This is a genomic window from Martinezella sp. CNPSo 3795, from assembly GCF_057784475.1.
In genome coordinates this window covers 1-14,554 of the sequence record NZ_JBXSOQ010000027.1, presented here as the reverse complement: position 1 = coordinate 14,554, position 14,554 = coordinate 1, and the positions used below count along the sequence as shown (strand labels likewise).

Sequence of the window (14,554 nt, the reverse complement as noted above, 5' to 3'; positions counted from 1 at the left end):
AGGGGAGAAGGAGCTTATGGCGCTCGTCCGCCTCCATATGCGATAGCCCTGCCCTTGTGGGGGAGATGTCACGAAAGTGACAGAGGGGGTATGCATCCTCAGCAGACTCGACAGCATCCGTCGAAGGCAACAATGCTCATTACCCCAAAACGCCTTTGGAACAATTCACCCTCCTCCCGCGTCTTTAAGAAGTACAACGCAGAGGAGATTGCTAAATGCTGAAATGGGCTCTCATTTTCTTTGTGATTTCTTTGATCAGCGGCTTTTTCGGCTTTTCAGGCGTGTCCGCGGCAACCGCAACCATTGCGCGTGTTCTCTTCGCCATCTTCCTGATCATCTTCCTGATATTCCTGATCCTGGCCGTCATGGCCGGCAATGCCGTCGTTTGACGGCAGGGATCATCGGCGCATCGGGGCGGGCCTAGATCAGGCTCGCCCCGACATTTATGGCGAGCGCCAGGATCGTCGTATTGAATAGAAACGAGAGGATCGCGTGCAGAAGCGCGAGCTTACGCATTGAAACGGTGGAAATGCCGATATCGGCGGTCTGAGCCGCAACCCCGATCGTGAAGGAGAAATAGAGGAAGTCCCAATAGATCGGCTCCTCCAAAGGCTCGGCGAATTTCAGCCCCTGCCCCTTGCCCGGACTGCTGTAGAACCGGTGCGCATAGTGGATGGTGAACAGCGTATGCAGGAAGGTCCAGGATATCAGGATCGTCACGATCGCCATCATCACGCGGTAGAAGGCGATTTCGGGTGAGGCGTCCTTGACGCCAAGCAGATCCAGCGCAATGCCGCCGATGCTGGCGAGCGCTGCCGCAATCGACAGGAACAGCAGGAATCCATCCGAGAAATCGAGGTCGGCCGAGCGCTTGCGTATGCGCTGCGGGTCGGCCGTCAGCATCCTGTACAGGCTGTAAACGATATAGACGATTGCGGTCGTATCCCAAGCGATCAGCAGATTGCTGGCATTGAACTCGCGGGATGTCAGAAGCAGAAAGACGGCGATGCCGGCAAGAACCGCAATCAGGATGACATGATGCTTGCGCCACAGCACACGCCATCTGGAATGATGCAAATGTCCCTGCGCATCCATGCCGCTCTCCCGATCGCAAATCGTCTTTCAAAACAACGCTTCGCCGACGAGAGTGGCAAATAAAAGGAAGCCCCGCAATACGGGGCCTTCTACCTTCAAAATGCAGCCTCAGCCCGTCCAGCCGCCGTCGATGACGTGGATCTGGCCGGTCGTGAAGCCCGCCTCGTCGCCGGCGAGATAGGTCACCAGCGCGGCGATCTCTTCGGCAGTTGCGATCCGGCCCATCGGCTGTCGGGCGATAAAGTCCTTCATTGCCTTCTCGTAGTCACCGGTTGCCTTCAGCCGCTCATGCAGCGAGGGGCTATCGACCGTGCCAGGGCAAATCGCATTGGCGCGGATGCCCTTGGCGACGAAATCGGCGGCGATCGATTTGGTCAGGCCGATCACGGCAGCCTTGGAGGCGCAATAGGCGAAACGGTTCGGCACGCCCTTCACACTGGAAGCAACGGAGGACATGTTGACGATCGACCCCTTGCCCTTTTCCAGCATGCCCGGCAGGAAGGCCCGGCAGGTGGTGTACATCGCCTTGGCATTGAGGTTGAAGGAGAAATCCCAATCCTTTTCCTCGCAGTCCAGGATCGTGCCGGCATGGACGAAACCGGCGCAATTGAAGAGCACGTCGATCGGGCCAAGCTCTTCCGCGTAGGCCTTGACGGCGGCACTATCGAGCACGTTCAACACATGTTTGGTCGCGCCATCAAGCGTCGAGAGCGTCTGCTCGTTGATATCAATGGCGTAGACATGTGCGCCAAGCGAGATGAAGCGCTCTGCCGACGCCCGGCCGATGCCCTGCCCCGCCGCCGTGATGACGACCTTCTTGCCTTCCAACCCGTGACCCATAATCCTGATCCTTTCTTCGGGAACCATGACCCCACCCATGCCGCCGGCTGCATAGCCGAAACTCGGATAAGATCATGCAGTAACAATCAGTTGGCGCAACCTCACTACGCTTCGAAAGACTGCGCGAAGCGATGATTCAGCTTGTCGATGAGGACTGTATGCCGCTCGCCGCTTCGCAGTCCATTGCTAATCATCTCGGATGCATCGCTTTGAAATGCCATGTAGCCATCATGCCGCGGCCGCACATAGGCGCCTTCCAGCGTCGCACGCGTGTTGCGGTAAAAATCGAGCGCCGGCGCATTGACCGCATCGCTGATCCAGCCGTCGGCATGGCCGGGTTGACCATTGCCACTCGCATAAACACCCGCCTGCACCGGCCCGCTCGCAATCCAGCGCGCAAAGGCCTTCGCCTCTTCAGGCGCTTGCGTGCGTGCCGACACCGCAATGCCAGTGCCGCCGAGTGCCGAGCCATTCGGCGCGCGTTCATCGATCACGGGCATATCTGCAAAAGCGATCCGCGCCCGCCTGAATCCGGCAAAGGAATAGTTCACGTAGCCATAGATGAACGGCGACGCCACATAGGGGCCGTCAGGCTGGCCCATCAGGTCGAGCACCGCGATCGGATCCATTTCGTAGCAGCTGGAATCCATGCCCGAAACGAGCTGCGCGATCCAGTCGAGCACCGCTTCGCCATCGGCCTTGGCAATGAAATCCGGCCCTTCGATGTTGCAGGGCGTGCCGAGGTGGGCAGCCAGCGTGATGAAAGTCATCAGCGAATGCGGCGGCCGCATCGGCAGGATTGCTTTGCCTTCCTTGGCGAGCGTCACGAATTCGGCGAGATTCTTGACCGGCGCGCTCAGCCGGTCGGGCCGATAGGCCTGCACCTGTGTTGCCGCATCGAGCGGAAAGGCCCATTGCCGGCCCTGCCAGTTGTAGCTCGGATAGGAGCGCCCAACGGTGCCGGCGGCGATCGCGGCAATTTCCTCCGCACAGCCTGCATCATCGAGCGGCAGCAGGCAGTTCTCGCGGGTGATCTGCCCGACATGCGGATGATCGATGACGATGAGATCGTATTGCGCGGCAAGCTCCTCCACCGGAAAAGTCTCGAAATCCTGCAGCGAGCGCTTTTCCCAGCTGATCTCGACACCGGTCTTTTCCCGCCACACCTTCGAGCAGGCGATCATCGGATCGTAGCCGCGCGGATGCGACCAGGTCATTCCCTTAAGTTTTACCATCATGCCTTCCCCGCGCTCGGCTTGCGCTCGACGACCAGGATATGATCGGCGGCAAGCACGACTTCGTCGCGCTGGTTCAGCACTTCGCAACGCTCGACCACACGACCGGAAGCCGGCCGTTTCGGATCATCCTCCTTCGCTGAAATGGTGACGCGGGTGCGGATCGTATCGCCGATATGCACCGGGCGGACGAAGCGGAGCCGATCGTAGCCATAGGAAAAGGCAACGGGATTGATGAGCGAGGCCGTCAGTCCGACGCCGATCGCAAAGATCATCGTGCCATGCGCGATGCGCTGGCCGCCAGGCAAGGTCTTGGCGAATTCCGCATCCATGTGATGCGGGAAGAAATCGCCGGTATGGCCAGCATGGACAACAAAATCCGTCTCGGTGATCGTCCGTCCCGTGGTCACCCTGACGTGGCCGACTTCATAATCTTCGAAATAGAGGGTTTGTTCTGCCATTGCTCAAGCCTTTGGAAGTTCGGCAATCGGCGTCGCCGGCGCGGCGCTCGATTGATAAGCGGCCTCGACGAGAGCCATGGTCTGCCAGGCATCCTCGACGGAACCGATCAGCTCCTGATCCTCGCCGGATGCAAAACGCTGCAGGTTTGCCATGCGATTGACAAAGGCATCCGGGAACCAGGCGCCCTCCAGCTTGACCTCGACCCAATCGCTGCCGCCCTCAGGTCGGATCCAAAGTTCGTCCGGCTCCCCGCTGGGATAGTCGAGATTGACACCGAGCTTGACATAGGCCGCCCCCTTGGTGCCGGCGATGCGAAACTCACAAGCCTGGAACTTGCGGCCGAAATCATGGTCGTGATTGACCGAGAGCATGCAGCGAACCTTGTCGCCATAATCGAGAATCGCAGCCGTCCGCGTCTGGGCGACATCATGGTTGGGATGGCCGATGGTCTTGGCGTGGATCCCTCGAGGATTACCGAGCAGCCCGCGAATGAAATCGAAATAGTGGATCGAGTGCATGGCGATCTCGATCCGTGGCAAGTCTTTCAGGAACGGCCAGAGGCCCCAGGGTGTTGCAAGCGCCAGCCACGCATCGAAATCGACGACCTCGCCGAGATACCCTTTGTTCACGGCATCGTAGAGCGCCAGCATCATCGGCGCGAAGCGAAGTTGGAAGTTGACGGCCGCCTTGATATCCCTCTCGCGGCAGACCCGCAGAATTTCGGAGGCGCCGGCAAGATCGCTGCCCATCGGTTTCTGGATCAGCGCGAAGGAACCGCGCGGCAACTTCGAAAGGATCGCCGCATGCGCTGCCGGCGGGGTCGCCAGATCGAAGATCGCGCCATCGACGGCAAGGGCTTCTGCCTCGGAGGCGAAAACTCGAATACCCCATCGAGCAGCGAGCGCCACCGCCTTCTCGGTGTTTGGATCGTAGAGGCCCGCGACCGGAAAGCCGCCTTGTTTATAGGCAGGCAGATGCGCGTCACCGACGATGCTGCCGGCACCGAAAATCACGATGGAGCGAGGATGCGACGGCATCGGCCACCATTGGCGCAGGGATTTGGGATCGAAGCTCATCTCATCCTCCCTGAAACCAAGACCGGTTGACCTTTTGCCCGGAAAAAGGAGCCAGGAACATTGGCTTCGGAAGTTGTGGAAGCTACACACCCCCCTCTGTCACTTCGTGACATCTCCCCCACAAGGGGGGAGATCGCTTGAAGCGTTTCGCAGCACCTCGGGAAACGAATAGCTGTCGTGTCAGCAGATTCAATGTCTGTTGATTGCCAGAGATAGCCGCGATTTACCAATCTCCCCCCTTGTGGGGGAGATGTCAGCGAAGCTGACAGAGGGGGGTATCCGCTCCGCAGTCTCCCCCCTGGCGGAATGAGGGGCCTTGATTGGACGTCAGTCATGATGAAACACCTCCTCCATCATGGCCCACCACTCGCCCTCTTTGCGGGTCTCGAAGGGCTTCTGGCAGGGTATGCAGAAGGACCACCACTCTTGGTTCTTCGGGCTGGCAGCCATCTTCGCCATATCGGCCTCGAAATCCGTGCCGACATATTCCCAATAGCCGAAGAGCAGGTTTTCCGGCTCTTTCAGGAAGATCGAATAGTTGGTGATGTTGCATTCGGAGATCAGCGCCAGGATCTCGGGCCAGACGGCCGCATGGAGTGTCTTGTATTCCGCGACCTTGGCCGGCTCCAGGCCGATCACCATTCCCATCCGCTGCATGGTTAGCTCCTCCTCAGCCGTGAATTTCCCGGGTGAATTCGCCGATCGAGCGCGCCTTTACGGCATCCCAGTCCCAGGCAATACCGATGCCGGGCTCTGATGGGGCCACCGCCTTGCCATCGACGATTTCCATGCCCTTGGTGGTGAGATCGTCGAGCTGCGGGATGTATTCGACATATTTGCCATTCGGCACGGCGCAGGTGAGGCTGACATGCAGCTCCATCAGGAAATGCGGGCAGACGGGAATGTCGAAAGCTTCGGCGGCATGCGCCACCTTCAGCCAGGGCGTGATGCCGCCGATGCGGGCGACATCCACCTGCACGATCGAGCAGGCGCCCTTCTGCATATATTCGCGAAAATGCCGAATTGAATACATGGATTCGCCGACCGCGATCGGCGTCGGCGTCGATCGGATCAACCGGATATGGCCATCGAGATCGTCGGCCGGCAGCGGCTCCTCGATCCAGGCAAGGTCCAGCTCCTTGAGGCGTGCTGCCCGGCGGATCGCCTCATCGACGGTGAAGCCCTGATTGCAGTCGGTCATGATTTCGAAACCGGAGCCGAGTGCCAGACGCATCGCGGCCAGCCGGTCGTAATCCTCGGAGCCATGCGGCTTGCCGATCTTCACCTTGGAGCCGGAAAAGCCCTTGGCCTTCGCCTGCAGGGCGTCTTCGACCAAAGCTTCCTTCTCGATATGCAGCCAGCCACCTTCCGTCGTGTAGAGCGGGCACCGATCCTTGGCGCCACCAGCAAGCTTCCAGAGTGGCAGCTTCTGCTTCTTGGCTCGCAGATCCCAAAGTGCCGTGTCGATGGCCGCAAGCGCCAGCGCCGTGATGGGACCGATCGTCGTAGCATGCGTGGCGAATTCCAATCTGTGCCAGATCGCCTCGATGCAATCGGCATCCTCGCCGATCAAGAGCGGCACCAGATGGTCGGACAGCAGCCGCATGACGGACGAGCCGCCGGTGCCGATCGTATAGCTGTAACCGGTGCCGGCTGCCCCATCGCTGTCGGTGATGGTGACGATCGGCGTTTCCTGGCTGACGAAGCTCTGGATCGCATCCGTCCGCTTCACCTTCGGCGGCAGATCGACCATGCGCAGTTCAATTTTCTCGATACGTGCCATGGGAGCTATTCCTCAGTTTGCCAGGCTCTTGCCGGTTTCGGCGGAGAAGAGATGCGCTTGGCTGAGATCGAAGCTCATCTTCAGCCGCTCGCCACTCTTCAGCGCGCGCGGATTGAGCATGCGCGTCACCCATTCGCGCCCGGCGAATTCGACAAAGACGAGTGTTTCATTGCCGAGCGGTTCGGTGATGGCGACCGGCAGGGTCAGCTCGTAGACGGCAGATTCCGCGCCCGAATGCAGGCCGTGGCCAGTCGGGAAGATATCGTCAGGCCTAAGACCGAAGGCGACCTTTTCTCCTTCCCTGACCTTGCCGGCAAACTGGTTCGGCAGCGGCAGACGATCACCGTTCTTGAAGATGAGTTCGCCTGCCTTCAGTGTCGCCTCTTCGATATTCATCGGTGGTGAGCCGATGAAGCCGGCAACGAAGCGGGTGGCGGGCCGCTTGAACACCTCGTCCGGCGTGCCGACTTGTTCGATGTGGCCGTCGCGCATGATGACGATGCGGTCCGCCAGCGTCATGGCCTCGACCTGATCGTGCGTCACGTAGACCACCGTCGACTGCACCTTGGCATGCAGTTTCTTGATCTCGGTGCGCATCTGCGTGCGCAGCTTGGCATCGAGGTTCGATAGCGGCTCGTCGAAGAGGAAGACCTCCGGCTGGCGCACGATGGCGCGGCCCATGGCGACGCGCTGACGCTGGCCACCGGAAAGCTGCGCCGGGCGGCGATCCATCAGCGCTTCGAGGCTCAAAATAGCAGCGGCCTCGTTGACGCGCCGGTCGATCTCGGCCTGCGGCTGCTTAGCGATCTTCAGCGAGAAACCCATGTTCTCGCGCACGGTCATATGTGGATAGAGCGCATAGGACTGGAACACCATGGAGATGTTGCGATCGCGCGGCGGCAGGTCGTTGACGACCGTATCGCCGATCTCGATCGTGCCGTCGGACACATCCTCCAAGCCGGCGATCATGCGCAGCGTCGTCGACTTGCCGCAGCCGGACGGGCCGACAAGCGCGATGAACTCCTTGTCCGCGATGTCGAGATCGATCCCGTGGACGATTTCCAGCGCGCCGTAGCGCTTGACGAGTTTTTTGAGGGAAACCTGAGCCATGGAGATCAACCTTTGACCGCACCGAATGTCAGACCCGACACCAGATGCTTCTGAATGATGAAAGTGAGAGCGAGAGCCGGAATGATCATCACGACCGCCAATGCGCACATGCCGCGCCAGTCGATGGTGAACTCGGCCGTGTAGTCGAGGAGACCGACCGGCAGCGTCTTGGAATCGACGGAACGCGTCAGCTGCGAGGCGAGAGCATATTCATTCCAGCAGGTGAGGAAGGCGAAGATGCCAGCCGATGCGATGCCGGGGCCGGCGAGTGGAAATTCCACCTGCCAGAACGCCTGCCAGCGCGTGCAGCCGTCGATCTGCGCTGCCTCGGCGAGATCCTTCGGCACCTGCCGGAAAAAGCCGTCGATCAGCCAGATCGTGAACGGCACATTCAGCGCGACATAGGTGAGGATCAGGCCGAAATGCGTATCGATGATGCCGAGCCGCGCATAGACCATGAAGAGCGGCAGCGATAGCGCCACGCCGGGCACGGAGCGCGTCAGCATCAGCCCGAGGAACACGGCCGACTTGCCTGCGAAACGAAAGCGAGCGAAGGCATAGCCGCCGGACATGCCGATGACGAGCGCAATGGCGGTCGAGGTGACGGAGATGATGAGCGAATTGCGGAAATAATCCCAGACGGGAATGCCGCCCTGCCCGACGCCGCTGAACATGGCGCGATAGGCTTCCAGCGACAGCTCCTGCGGTATCCAGACCGGCGGCTTCGCCATGATTTCCACGGTCGGCCGTAGCGAGCTAATGACGATCCAGAAACCGGGCAGGCAGATGATAAGCATCGAGAGGAAGAGGCCGATGAGATAGGCGATCTTCCAGAGGCGGCGCTGCAGGCGTTGTTGAGCGTTGCGATCCATGATTACCACTCCGCTCCGATCTGGGTGCGGGCAAGCGCCAGCTTGCGGAAGAAATAGACGGTGAAGACGATAGAAAGAATGATCGAGACATAGGCCATGGCATTGGCGAGCCCCATCTGCGCATCGGCATAGGCGGTGCGCCCGACCAGCGTCCAGATCAGCTCGGTGCGCCGCGCCGGCCCGCCATCGGTCATAATCTTGACGATGTCGTAGGCGCGGGCAACGTCGAGCGAACGGATCGTCATGGCGATGAAGGCGAACGGCATCAGGAATGGCCAGGTGACGTAGCGGAAGGTCTGCCAGCTGGTACAGCCGTCCACTTTTGCGGCTTCTACCGGCTCCTGCGGCATGGCGAGCAGGCCTGCGAGGATAAGGATCGCGAAGACCGACGTCGACGACCAGACTTCGGCAATGACGATGGAAAACAGCGCCAGATTGCCATCGATCAGCCAGGGAATGGCCGTTTCCGTGATCCCTAGCGACTGCAGGACATTGTTGATGATGCCGACATTGTCGTTGAACATGAATTTGAACTGGAAGCCGACGAGAACGGGCGAGAACATCATCGGAAACATCATCAGCGTGCGCAGCACGCGCTTGCCGTAGGTCGCCTTGTTGACCAGCAAAGCCAATCCGAGACCAAGCAGCATTTCCAGATTAAGGGCAATCGTCAAAAGCACGACGGTGCGCACGAAGGCGGCCAGGAACACCGGATCCGACAGGATGCGCATGTAGTTGCGCAGACCGATGAAGGTGAAAAGCGTCGCCGGCCGCGTCAGGCGAAAGGGCGTGAAGCTGGAATAGAAGGACAGAAGCAGCGGAAACAGAACCACAGCCACGAGGACGATGATCGCCGGAAGAAGAAGCAGGACCGGTGGAGATATTCTTTTGAGCATGGTTTGCACCTGTCGGCATTCCTCGGCAGCGTGGCCCGGACTGCGTGGAATGGATTGCTTGGGACCGAGAAGCCGGCAGCAAACCGGCAGAGCAGACCGGCCCCTTGCGGTGCCGATCGAAAACCATTCTCGAACTCAGTTTTGCGGAAATCCCGCACGCCCGAGACGCGCGGGATTTCGAGTGCACCGCTTAGAGGGCGCCAGCGTCCTTCAGGACATCGGTTGCCTTTTGCGCAGCAGCGTCAAGCGCCTCCTTCGAGCTCTTGTCGCCGAGGATCGCGGCCTGAAGCTCAGGATAGACGACGTTGGAAATCTCGATCCATTGCGGCGTGCGCGGAACCGGGAAGGCATACTTCATGGCTTCCTGAAAGGTGCTCAGCACTTCCTTCTTGTAAGGGTCGGATGCAGCCTGCTGGATATCCCAGTCCCATACGGCCTTGCGGGTCGGCAGCGTGCCGTTGGCGGCTTCGAGCTTCTGCGAGTCGTCATTCGTCAGGAACCAGACGAGCGAAGCGGCTGCATCCTTGTGGGCGCAGGCTTCGGTTACCGAAAAGCCATGATGGCCGGACCAGCCGGTGTGCTTGCCGGAGGAACCGGCAGGCTGCACGACGACACCGACATTGCCGGCGATCTTAGAAGACTTCGGATCATTGAAATAGGTCGCCCAGCCCGGCCAGTCGAGATCGAGAGCGATCGAACCAGAGGCAAAGCCGGCACCGAGGTCGTCCCAGAGATAGTTGGTCGTGCCGGCCGGAACGGCCTTGGCCTTGTACATGTTGACGAACCAGTCGAGCGCGCGCACCCCGGCTTCGGAGTTGAAGGCAGGCTTGCCGTCCTTGTCGAGATATTCGCCGCCTTCGGCGACCAGCATTTCATAGAAGCGGCCATTGATCGCCTCTTCCTTGCCGGGGAATTGCGTGCCGAAGAAGTTCGGCGGGTTGGAGAAGAAGATCGCCTGATCGGAGACTTCCTTCCAGGTCTTCGGGGGCGCCAGATCGTAGCCATACTTCGCCTTGAACGCCGTCTTCTTGGCCTCGTCACTATAGAGGCTCTTCTGATAGTAGAGCGCCGAAACGTCAAACTGCGCACGCGGCAGCATGATCAGGCGGCCGTCGATGGTCGAGGCCTGGATGGTCGAATCGACGAACTGGCTGATTTCTTCCTTCGGCAGCAGCTTGCCGAGGTCGGTGTAGAGGTCGGGATACTGCGGCGCGAAGGACGAGTGGTTCGAGCCGACGCACCAGGAGATGCTGCCCGAGGCCATGTCCGATTTGATTTCCTTGTCGAGTTCGAAGTGGTTCTTCTTCGAGAGAATGTTGACCTTGGCGCCCGTCTCCTTCTCCCACTCGGCGATGCGCGCGTAAAGCGGTTCGTATTGCTGACCGCCGATGAGTTTGGCGTCGATCGTCACGCCCGGAAATTTGCCTGGCAGATCGGCGGCGAAGACCGCTGTGCCGGCAAGCAATGCCATCGTGCCGGCAGCAAGACCGGCCTTCCAATTCCTCATCGAACTTCCTCCCTTAAAATCGGACCCCTTGCCCGATTGCCCTCTCGACCCAAATATGGATCAATGATTTATAAGTAAACATCTTATTCATTGGCCGTCAAGCCGCGATCGCGCGCTTGTAAAATGCCTTCATTCATATATGAATGATGATTCATGTTTCTTCGCATGGGGGACTTGTTGATGAGCATAGAAGACGACAGTGATCGCTACCGCGCACCGGCGCTGGACAAGGGGCTTGACATTTTGGAGCTGCTGGCAACGATCGACGGCGGCTTGACGCAGGCCGAGATTGCCAAGGCGCTCAACAAGAGCCCCAACGAATTCTACCGCATGCTCGATCGTCTCGTACGGCGCGGCTATGTGCAGCGGCAGGATGGCGATCGTTTCTATCTGACGCTGAAGCTCTTCGGCCTTGCGCATTATCATGCGCCGGTGCGCCGCCTCGTCTCCTTCGCCACACCGCTGATGCGCGAATTCTCCAACCGTGCCGAGCAGGCCTGCCATCTGGCGATCTATGATCGCGGCTCCGTCGTCGTCATCGCGCAGCAGGATTCGCCGACCTATTGGGGCATCTCCATCCGCGTCGGCGCGCAGATCAATCTCTATAATACCGGCTCCGGCCATATTCTTCTGGCATTCCGGGATGCAAAGCAGCGCCAGATGATGATCAACGAGCAGAGACGCCAGGAACAGGATCCGGAGGAGCCGCCTGCCGATCTCGAGGAAAAGCTCGCAGCAATTCGTGAAAAGGGCTTCGAAACCATGAGCAGCCTGCAGACGAGCGGCGTACACAATATTTCCGCGCCCGTGCTGGCGATGGACGGCAACGCCCTTGCCGCCCTCACCTGCCCCTATATTGAGCCAGTGAACCCGAAGGCACCTACGCGCGAGCAGGTGGTCGAATATGTCCGGGAAGCCGCCAAGCAAATCTCCGAAACCGTGGCCGGCACGGTGGACAAGGCCGAGTTATAATTTTTATTTGAATAAACTATTCTTCTGTGAGTATATGTTGAGCAAGCAGGTATGGGAGGAACGCCATGCTTTTCGACAGCCATCTGCACATCGTCGACCGGAAACGTCTCGCCTATCCCTGGCTGGCCGGCGCCGGCGCGCTCAATCGCGACAGCCTCTACGAAGACTATGCGCGCGAGGCCAAGCGGCTTGGGATCGCCGATACGCTTCACATGGAGGTCGACGTCGCCGAGGATGATATCGAGCGGGAAACAGATTACGTCAAAGGCCTGAGCCGTGAGCCCGGTAGCCTCCTCAGGGGTGCCATCGCCGCCTGCCGTCCTGAGAGCACGAACTTCCCCGCCTATCTCGAACGCGTACTTGCCGATCCCTTCGTCAAAGGTTTCCGCCGTGTACTGCATGTCGTGCCAGATGACGTCTCCGAGGGCGCCCTCTTCCGCGAGAACCTGAAGCGGCTCGGCGGCACGCGGCTCACCTTCGACCTCTGTGTCCTAGCGCATCAGATGTCCAAGGCGCTCGCGCTCATCGACCTCAATCCCAATATCCGCTTCATCCTCGACCATTGCGGCGTACCGGCGGTGAAGGATGGCTTCAGCGAAAGCTGGGCGGCGGGGATCACGGAAACGGCGAAGCGCCCGAATGTCACCGTTAAGATTTCCGGCGTCGTCGCCTATGCCGATCCAGACAGCTGGACGCCGGAAACGCTGCGTCCCTTCATCGAACATTGCATCGCAAGCTTCGGCTGGGACCGCGTCATCTGGGGCAGCGACTGGCCAGTCTGTACGCTCGGCGGCAGTCTTTCCACCTGGATCGCAGCCACTCACGCGCTGATGCAAGGCGTAAGCACCGACGAACGCAGCCGGCTCTATCACCTCAATGCCAAGCGCCTCTGGTCTCTTTGAGATCAGAGGTTTTCCATCGAAAGACATGCCATGACCGCCACCGTCGGCATATCCAGCACCTGTCCGAAGACCATGCCGGCCGATCACGCCGAGATTCCTGTCTGGAATGCGGAAAACTGGTTCTACGAAGATTTCGAAATCGGCCACAGGATCCGCTCGCTGCGTCGCACGATCTCAGAAGGCGAATCCCAGCAGTTCAACGCGCTGGTGCTCGACATGCATCCTTACGTTAGCGACCAGATTTTTGCGGAAACCGAGGGCCTGTTCGGCAAGCGGCTCGTTGCCGGCGCCTTCGTCTTTTCCGCCGGGCTTGGGCTCGTCGCCACCAATTGCGTCAACGCCTTTTCCTATGGATACGACAAGTTGCGCTTCATCAAGCCTACCTTCATCGGCGAGACGATCTACACCATCCGCACAAATCTCGATAAGCAGCCGAAATATGCCGAGCTCGGCCTGATCCGCTCTTCCTACGAAGTCTTCAAGGGCGAAGGCGAATTGGTGCTCTATTGCGAGCATATCCAGACCGTGCGCTACAGGAACGGCCGGCCCGCGGACGCGCCGCCGCTGAAAGTCCGACATGACCAAGGATAACGAAGAGGGCCTGCTCTCCGGCATCATCGTGCTGGATATGAGCCAGTTTCTTGCCGGCCCGATGGCGGCGCTACGGCTCGGCGATCTCGGCGCGAGGATCATCAAGATCGAGCGGCCCGATGGCGGTGATCTCTGCCGCCGGCTCTATCTCAGCGACACCGAGATCGGCGGCGACTCCACGCTGTTTCATGCCATCAACCGCGGCAAGGAGAGCTTTGCCGTCAATATGAAGGATGAAGGCGACCTGCAGGAACTGCGCGCGCTGATCGCCAAGGCCGACGTGGTCATCCAGAATTTCCGCCCCGGCGTCATCGAAAGGCTTGGCCTCGACTATGCCGCCGTTGCCGCTATCAATCCCCGCATCGTCTATGGCAGCATCACCGGATATGGCCCCGACAATGAATGGCGCCATTTCCCCGGGCAGGATCTCCTGGCCCAGGCCCGCTCCGGCGTCATGTGGCTGAATGGCGAGGCGGATGACGGGCCGGTGCCTTTTGGGCTCGCCGTCGCCGACATGCTGGCCGGTAATCTCCTGGTTCAGGCCATCCTTGCCGGACTGGTGCGCCGCGGCGTCACCGGCCACGGCGTGCATGTGGAGACGAGCTTGCTGGAGGCGCTGGTCGATTTCCAGTTCGAAGTGCTAACCACCCATCTGAACGACGGCGGCCGACTGCCGAAGAAATCCGCCGTGCGCAATGCACACGCCTATCTCGCGGCGCCGTATGGCGTCTATCGCTGTGCCGATGGCTGGCTGGCACTGGCGATGATGCCGCTGGAAAAACTCGCGCCGCTGCTCGATCTGCCCGCTCTTGCCGGTTACACGCCGGATGATGCCTTCCAGCATCGGGACGAGATCAAGACCATGATCGCCAGCCGCCTGCAGGAGAAGACGGTTCGCGAGTGGCTCGATCTCCTGGAACCCGCAGACATCTGGGCGGCCGAAGTGCTTGACTGGCCGAAACTGCTGCAAAGCGCGGCTTTCCGTAAGCTCGATATGCTGCAGACGGTAACCCGCGATGACGTCGCCTCGGTACGCACGACGGCAAGCCCGATCCGGGTGAATGGTGTTCGAGCCAAGAATGATATGGCGGCGCCGACGATCGGCGGGCAGTCGGAGAAGATCAGGGCGGAGTTTCTTTGCTAGGTTCTCTACGCAACACCCGTGATACCCCCCTCTGTCACTTCGTGACATCTCCCCCACAAGGGGCAGGGG

At 59.9% G+C, this 14,554-nt stretch carries 16 protein-coding genes; 5 read left to right on the top strand and 11 right to left on the bottom strand.

Annotation, left to right across the window (positions count from 1 at the left end):
- The first annotated feature begins 215 nt into the window (after positions 1 to 215).
- Positions 216 to 389 carry a DUF1328 domain-containing protein gene (locus tag AC13QY_RS31975; RefSeq protein WP_069615987.1) on the top strand — a complete coding sequence of 58 codons (174 nt, stop codon included), beginning with the start codon at positions 216 to 218 and terminating at the stop codon, positions 387 to 389.
- Between the two features lie 31 nt (positions 390 to 420).
- On the opposite strand, the gene AC13QY_RS31970 is transcribed toward AC13QY_RS31975, so the two are convergent.
- The 11 genes from AC13QY_RS31970 to AC13QY_RS31920 form a co-directional block, all read right to left on the bottom strand.
- Complete coding sequence (locus AC13QY_RS31970) at positions 421 to 1,095, bottom strand: DUF1345 domain-containing protein (protein ID WP_113330574.1); 675 nt, start codon at positions 1,093 to 1,095, stop codon at positions 421 to 423.
- 108 nt (positions 1,096 to 1,203) lie between these two features.
- A complete protein-coding gene (locus AC13QY_RS31965; RefSeq protein WP_269245800.1) occupies positions 1,204 to 1,935 on the bottom strand; it encodes an SDR family oxidoreductase in 732 nt (243 codons plus the stop codon).
- A gap of 104 nt (positions 1,936 to 2,039) precedes the next feature.
- The gene (locus AC13QY_RS31960; protein WP_269245799.1) at positions 2,040 to 3,173 is read right to left on the bottom strand and encodes an extracellular solute-binding protein; all 1,134 of its coding nucleotides are present in this window, start codon (positions 3,171 to 3,173) and stop codon (positions 2,040 to 2,042) included.
- Positions 3,170 to 3,631, bottom strand: a complete 462-nt coding sequence (locus AC13QY_RS31955) for a MaoC/PaaZ C-terminal domain-containing protein (RefSeq protein ID WP_113354844.1) — start codon at positions 3,629 to 3,631, stop codon at positions 3,170 to 3,172. Before AC13QY_RS31955 ends, AC13QY_RS31960 begins: the two co-directional genes overlap by 4 nt.
- A gap of 3 nt (positions 3,632 to 3,634) precedes the next feature.
- Positions 3,635 to 4,708 (bottom strand): Gfo/Idh/MocA family protein, encoded by a 1,074-nt coding sequence (locus tag AC13QY_RS31950; protein WP_269245798.1) that lies wholly within the window; start codon positions 4,706 to 4,708, stop codon positions 3,635 to 3,637.
- 327 nt (positions 4,709 to 5,035) lie between these two features.
- Complete coding sequence (locus AC13QY_RS31945; protein ID WP_113354504.1) at positions 5,036 to 5,365, bottom strand: L-rhamnose mutarotase; 330 nt, start codon at positions 5,363 to 5,365, stop codon at positions 5,036 to 5,038.
- 13 nt (positions 5,366 to 5,378) lie between these two features.
- Positions 5,379 to 6,491, bottom strand: a complete 1,113-nt coding sequence (locus tag AC13QY_RS31940) for a mandelate racemase/muconate lactonizing enzyme family protein (RefSeq protein ID WP_269245797.1) — start codon at positions 6,489 to 6,491, stop codon at positions 5,379 to 5,381.
- A gap of 12 nt (positions 6,492 to 6,503) precedes the next feature.
- On the bottom strand, positions 6,504 to 7,601 hold the full coding sequence (locus tag AC13QY_RS31935) for an ABC transporter ATP-binding protein (RefSeq protein ID WP_113333827.1): 1,098 nt from the start codon (positions 7,599 to 7,601) through the stop codon (positions 6,504 to 6,506).
- A 5-nt stretch (positions 7,602 to 7,606) separates the two neighbouring features.
- A complete protein-coding gene (locus tag AC13QY_RS31930; protein WP_113389248.1) occupies positions 7,607 to 8,473 on the bottom strand; it encodes a carbohydrate ABC transporter permease in 867 nt (288 codons plus the stop codon).
- Between the two features lie 2 nt (positions 8,474 to 8,475).
- Complete coding sequence (locus AC13QY_RS31925; RefSeq protein ID WP_269245796.1) at positions 8,476 to 9,369, bottom strand: carbohydrate ABC transporter permease; 894 nt, start codon at positions 9,367 to 9,369, stop codon at positions 8,476 to 8,478.
- A gap of 190 nt (positions 9,370 to 9,559) precedes the next feature.
- Positions 9,560 to 10,876: a type 2 periplasmic-binding domain-containing protein gene (locus AC13QY_RS31920; protein WP_069615976.1), complete on the bottom strand. Its 1,317-nt coding sequence runs from the start codon at positions 10,874 to 10,876 to the stop codon at positions 9,560 to 9,562.
- A gap of 180 nt (positions 10,877 to 11,056) precedes the next feature.
- Between AC13QY_RS31920 and AC13QY_RS31915 the strand changes: the two genes are divergently transcribed.
- From AC13QY_RS31915 to AC13QY_RS31900, 4 genes are all read left to right on the top strand, one after another.
- Positions 11,057 to 11,848, top strand: coding sequence for an IclR family transcriptional regulator (locus tag AC13QY_RS31915; RefSeq protein WP_095436363.1), 792 nt, complete (start codon positions 11,057 to 11,059; stop codon positions 11,846 to 11,848).
- A 65-nt stretch (positions 11,849 to 11,913) separates the two neighbouring features.
- Positions 11,914 to 12,750, top strand: coding sequence for an amidohydrolase family protein (locus AC13QY_RS31910; protein WP_269245795.1), 837 nt, complete (start codon positions 11,914 to 11,916; stop codon positions 12,748 to 12,750).
- Between the two features lie 30 nt (positions 12,751 to 12,780).
- Positions 12,781 to 13,341, top strand: coding sequence for a MaoC family dehydratase (locus tag AC13QY_RS31905; RefSeq protein WP_113354499.1), 561 nt, complete (start codon positions 12,781 to 12,783; stop codon positions 13,339 to 13,341).
- A complete protein-coding gene (locus AC13QY_RS31900) occupies positions 13,328 to 14,485 on the top strand; it encodes a CaiB/BaiF CoA transferase family protein (protein ID WP_269245794.1) in 1,158 nt (385 codons plus the stop codon). Before AC13QY_RS31905 ends, AC13QY_RS31900 begins: the two co-directional genes overlap by 14 nt.
- Positions 14,486 to 14,554: the final 69 nt, after the last annotated feature.

Bases quoted from the DNA above. Each gene is read 5' to 3' on its own strand.
- AC13QY_RS31975 (WP_069615987.1), top strand. From the start codon at position 216: ATGCTGAAATGGGCTCTCATTTTCTTTGTGATTTCTTTGATCAGCGGC.
- AC13QY_RS31970 (WP_113330574.1), bottom strand. From the start codon at position 1,095: ATGGATGCGCAGGGACATTTGCATCATTCCAGATGGCGTGTGCTGTGG.
- AC13QY_RS31965 (WP_269245800.1), bottom strand. From the start codon at position 1,935: ATGGGTCACGGGTTGGAAGGCAAGAAGGTCGTCATCACGGCGGCGGGG.
- AC13QY_RS31960 (WP_269245799.1), bottom strand. From the start codon at position 3,173: ATGATGGTAAAACTTAAGGGAATGACCTGGTCGCATCCGCGCGGCTAC.
- AC13QY_RS31955 (WP_113354844.1), bottom strand. From the start codon at position 3,631: ATGGCAGAACAAACCCTCTATTTCGAAGATTATGAAGTCGGCCACGTC.
- AC13QY_RS31950 (WP_269245798.1), bottom strand. From the start codon at position 4,708: ATGAGCTTCGATCCCAAATCCCTGCGCCAATGGTGGCCGATGCCGTCG.
- AC13QY_RS31945 (WP_113354504.1), bottom strand. From the start codon at position 5,365: ATGCAGCGGATGGGAATGGTGATCGGCCTGGAGCCGGCCAAGGTCGCG.
- AC13QY_RS31940 (WP_269245797.1), bottom strand. From the start codon at position 6,491: ATGGCACGTATCGAGAAAATTGAACTGCGCATGGTCGATCTGCCGCCG.
- AC13QY_RS31935 (WP_113333827.1), bottom strand. From the start codon at position 7,601: ATGGCTCAGGTTTCCCTCAAAAAACTCGTCAAGCGCTACGGCGCGCTG.
- AC13QY_RS31930 (WP_113389248.1), bottom strand. From the start codon at position 8,473: ATGGATCGCAACGCTCAACAACGCCTGCAGCGCCGCCTCTGGAAGATC.
- AC13QY_RS31925 (WP_269245796.1), bottom strand. From the start codon at position 9,369: ATGCTCAAAAGAATATCTCCACCGGTCCTGCTTCTTCTTCCGGCGATC.
- AC13QY_RS31920 (WP_069615976.1), bottom strand. From the start codon at position 10,876: ATGAGGAATTGGAAGGCCGGTCTTGCTGCCGGCACGATGGCATTGCTT.
- AC13QY_RS31915 (WP_095436363.1), top strand. From the start codon at position 11,057: ATGAGCATAGAAGACGACAGTGATCGCTACCGCGCACCGGCGCTGGAC.
- AC13QY_RS31910 (WP_269245795.1), top strand. From the start codon at position 11,914: ATGCTTTTCGACAGCCATCTGCACATCGTCGACCGGAAACGTCTCGCC.
- AC13QY_RS31905 (WP_113354499.1), top strand. From the start codon at position 12,781: ATGACCGCCACCGTCGGCATATCCAGCACCTGTCCGAAGACCATGCCG.
- AC13QY_RS31900 (WP_269245794.1), top strand. From the start codon at position 13,328: ATGACCAAGGATAACGAAGAGGGCCTGCTCTCCGGCATCATCGTGCTG.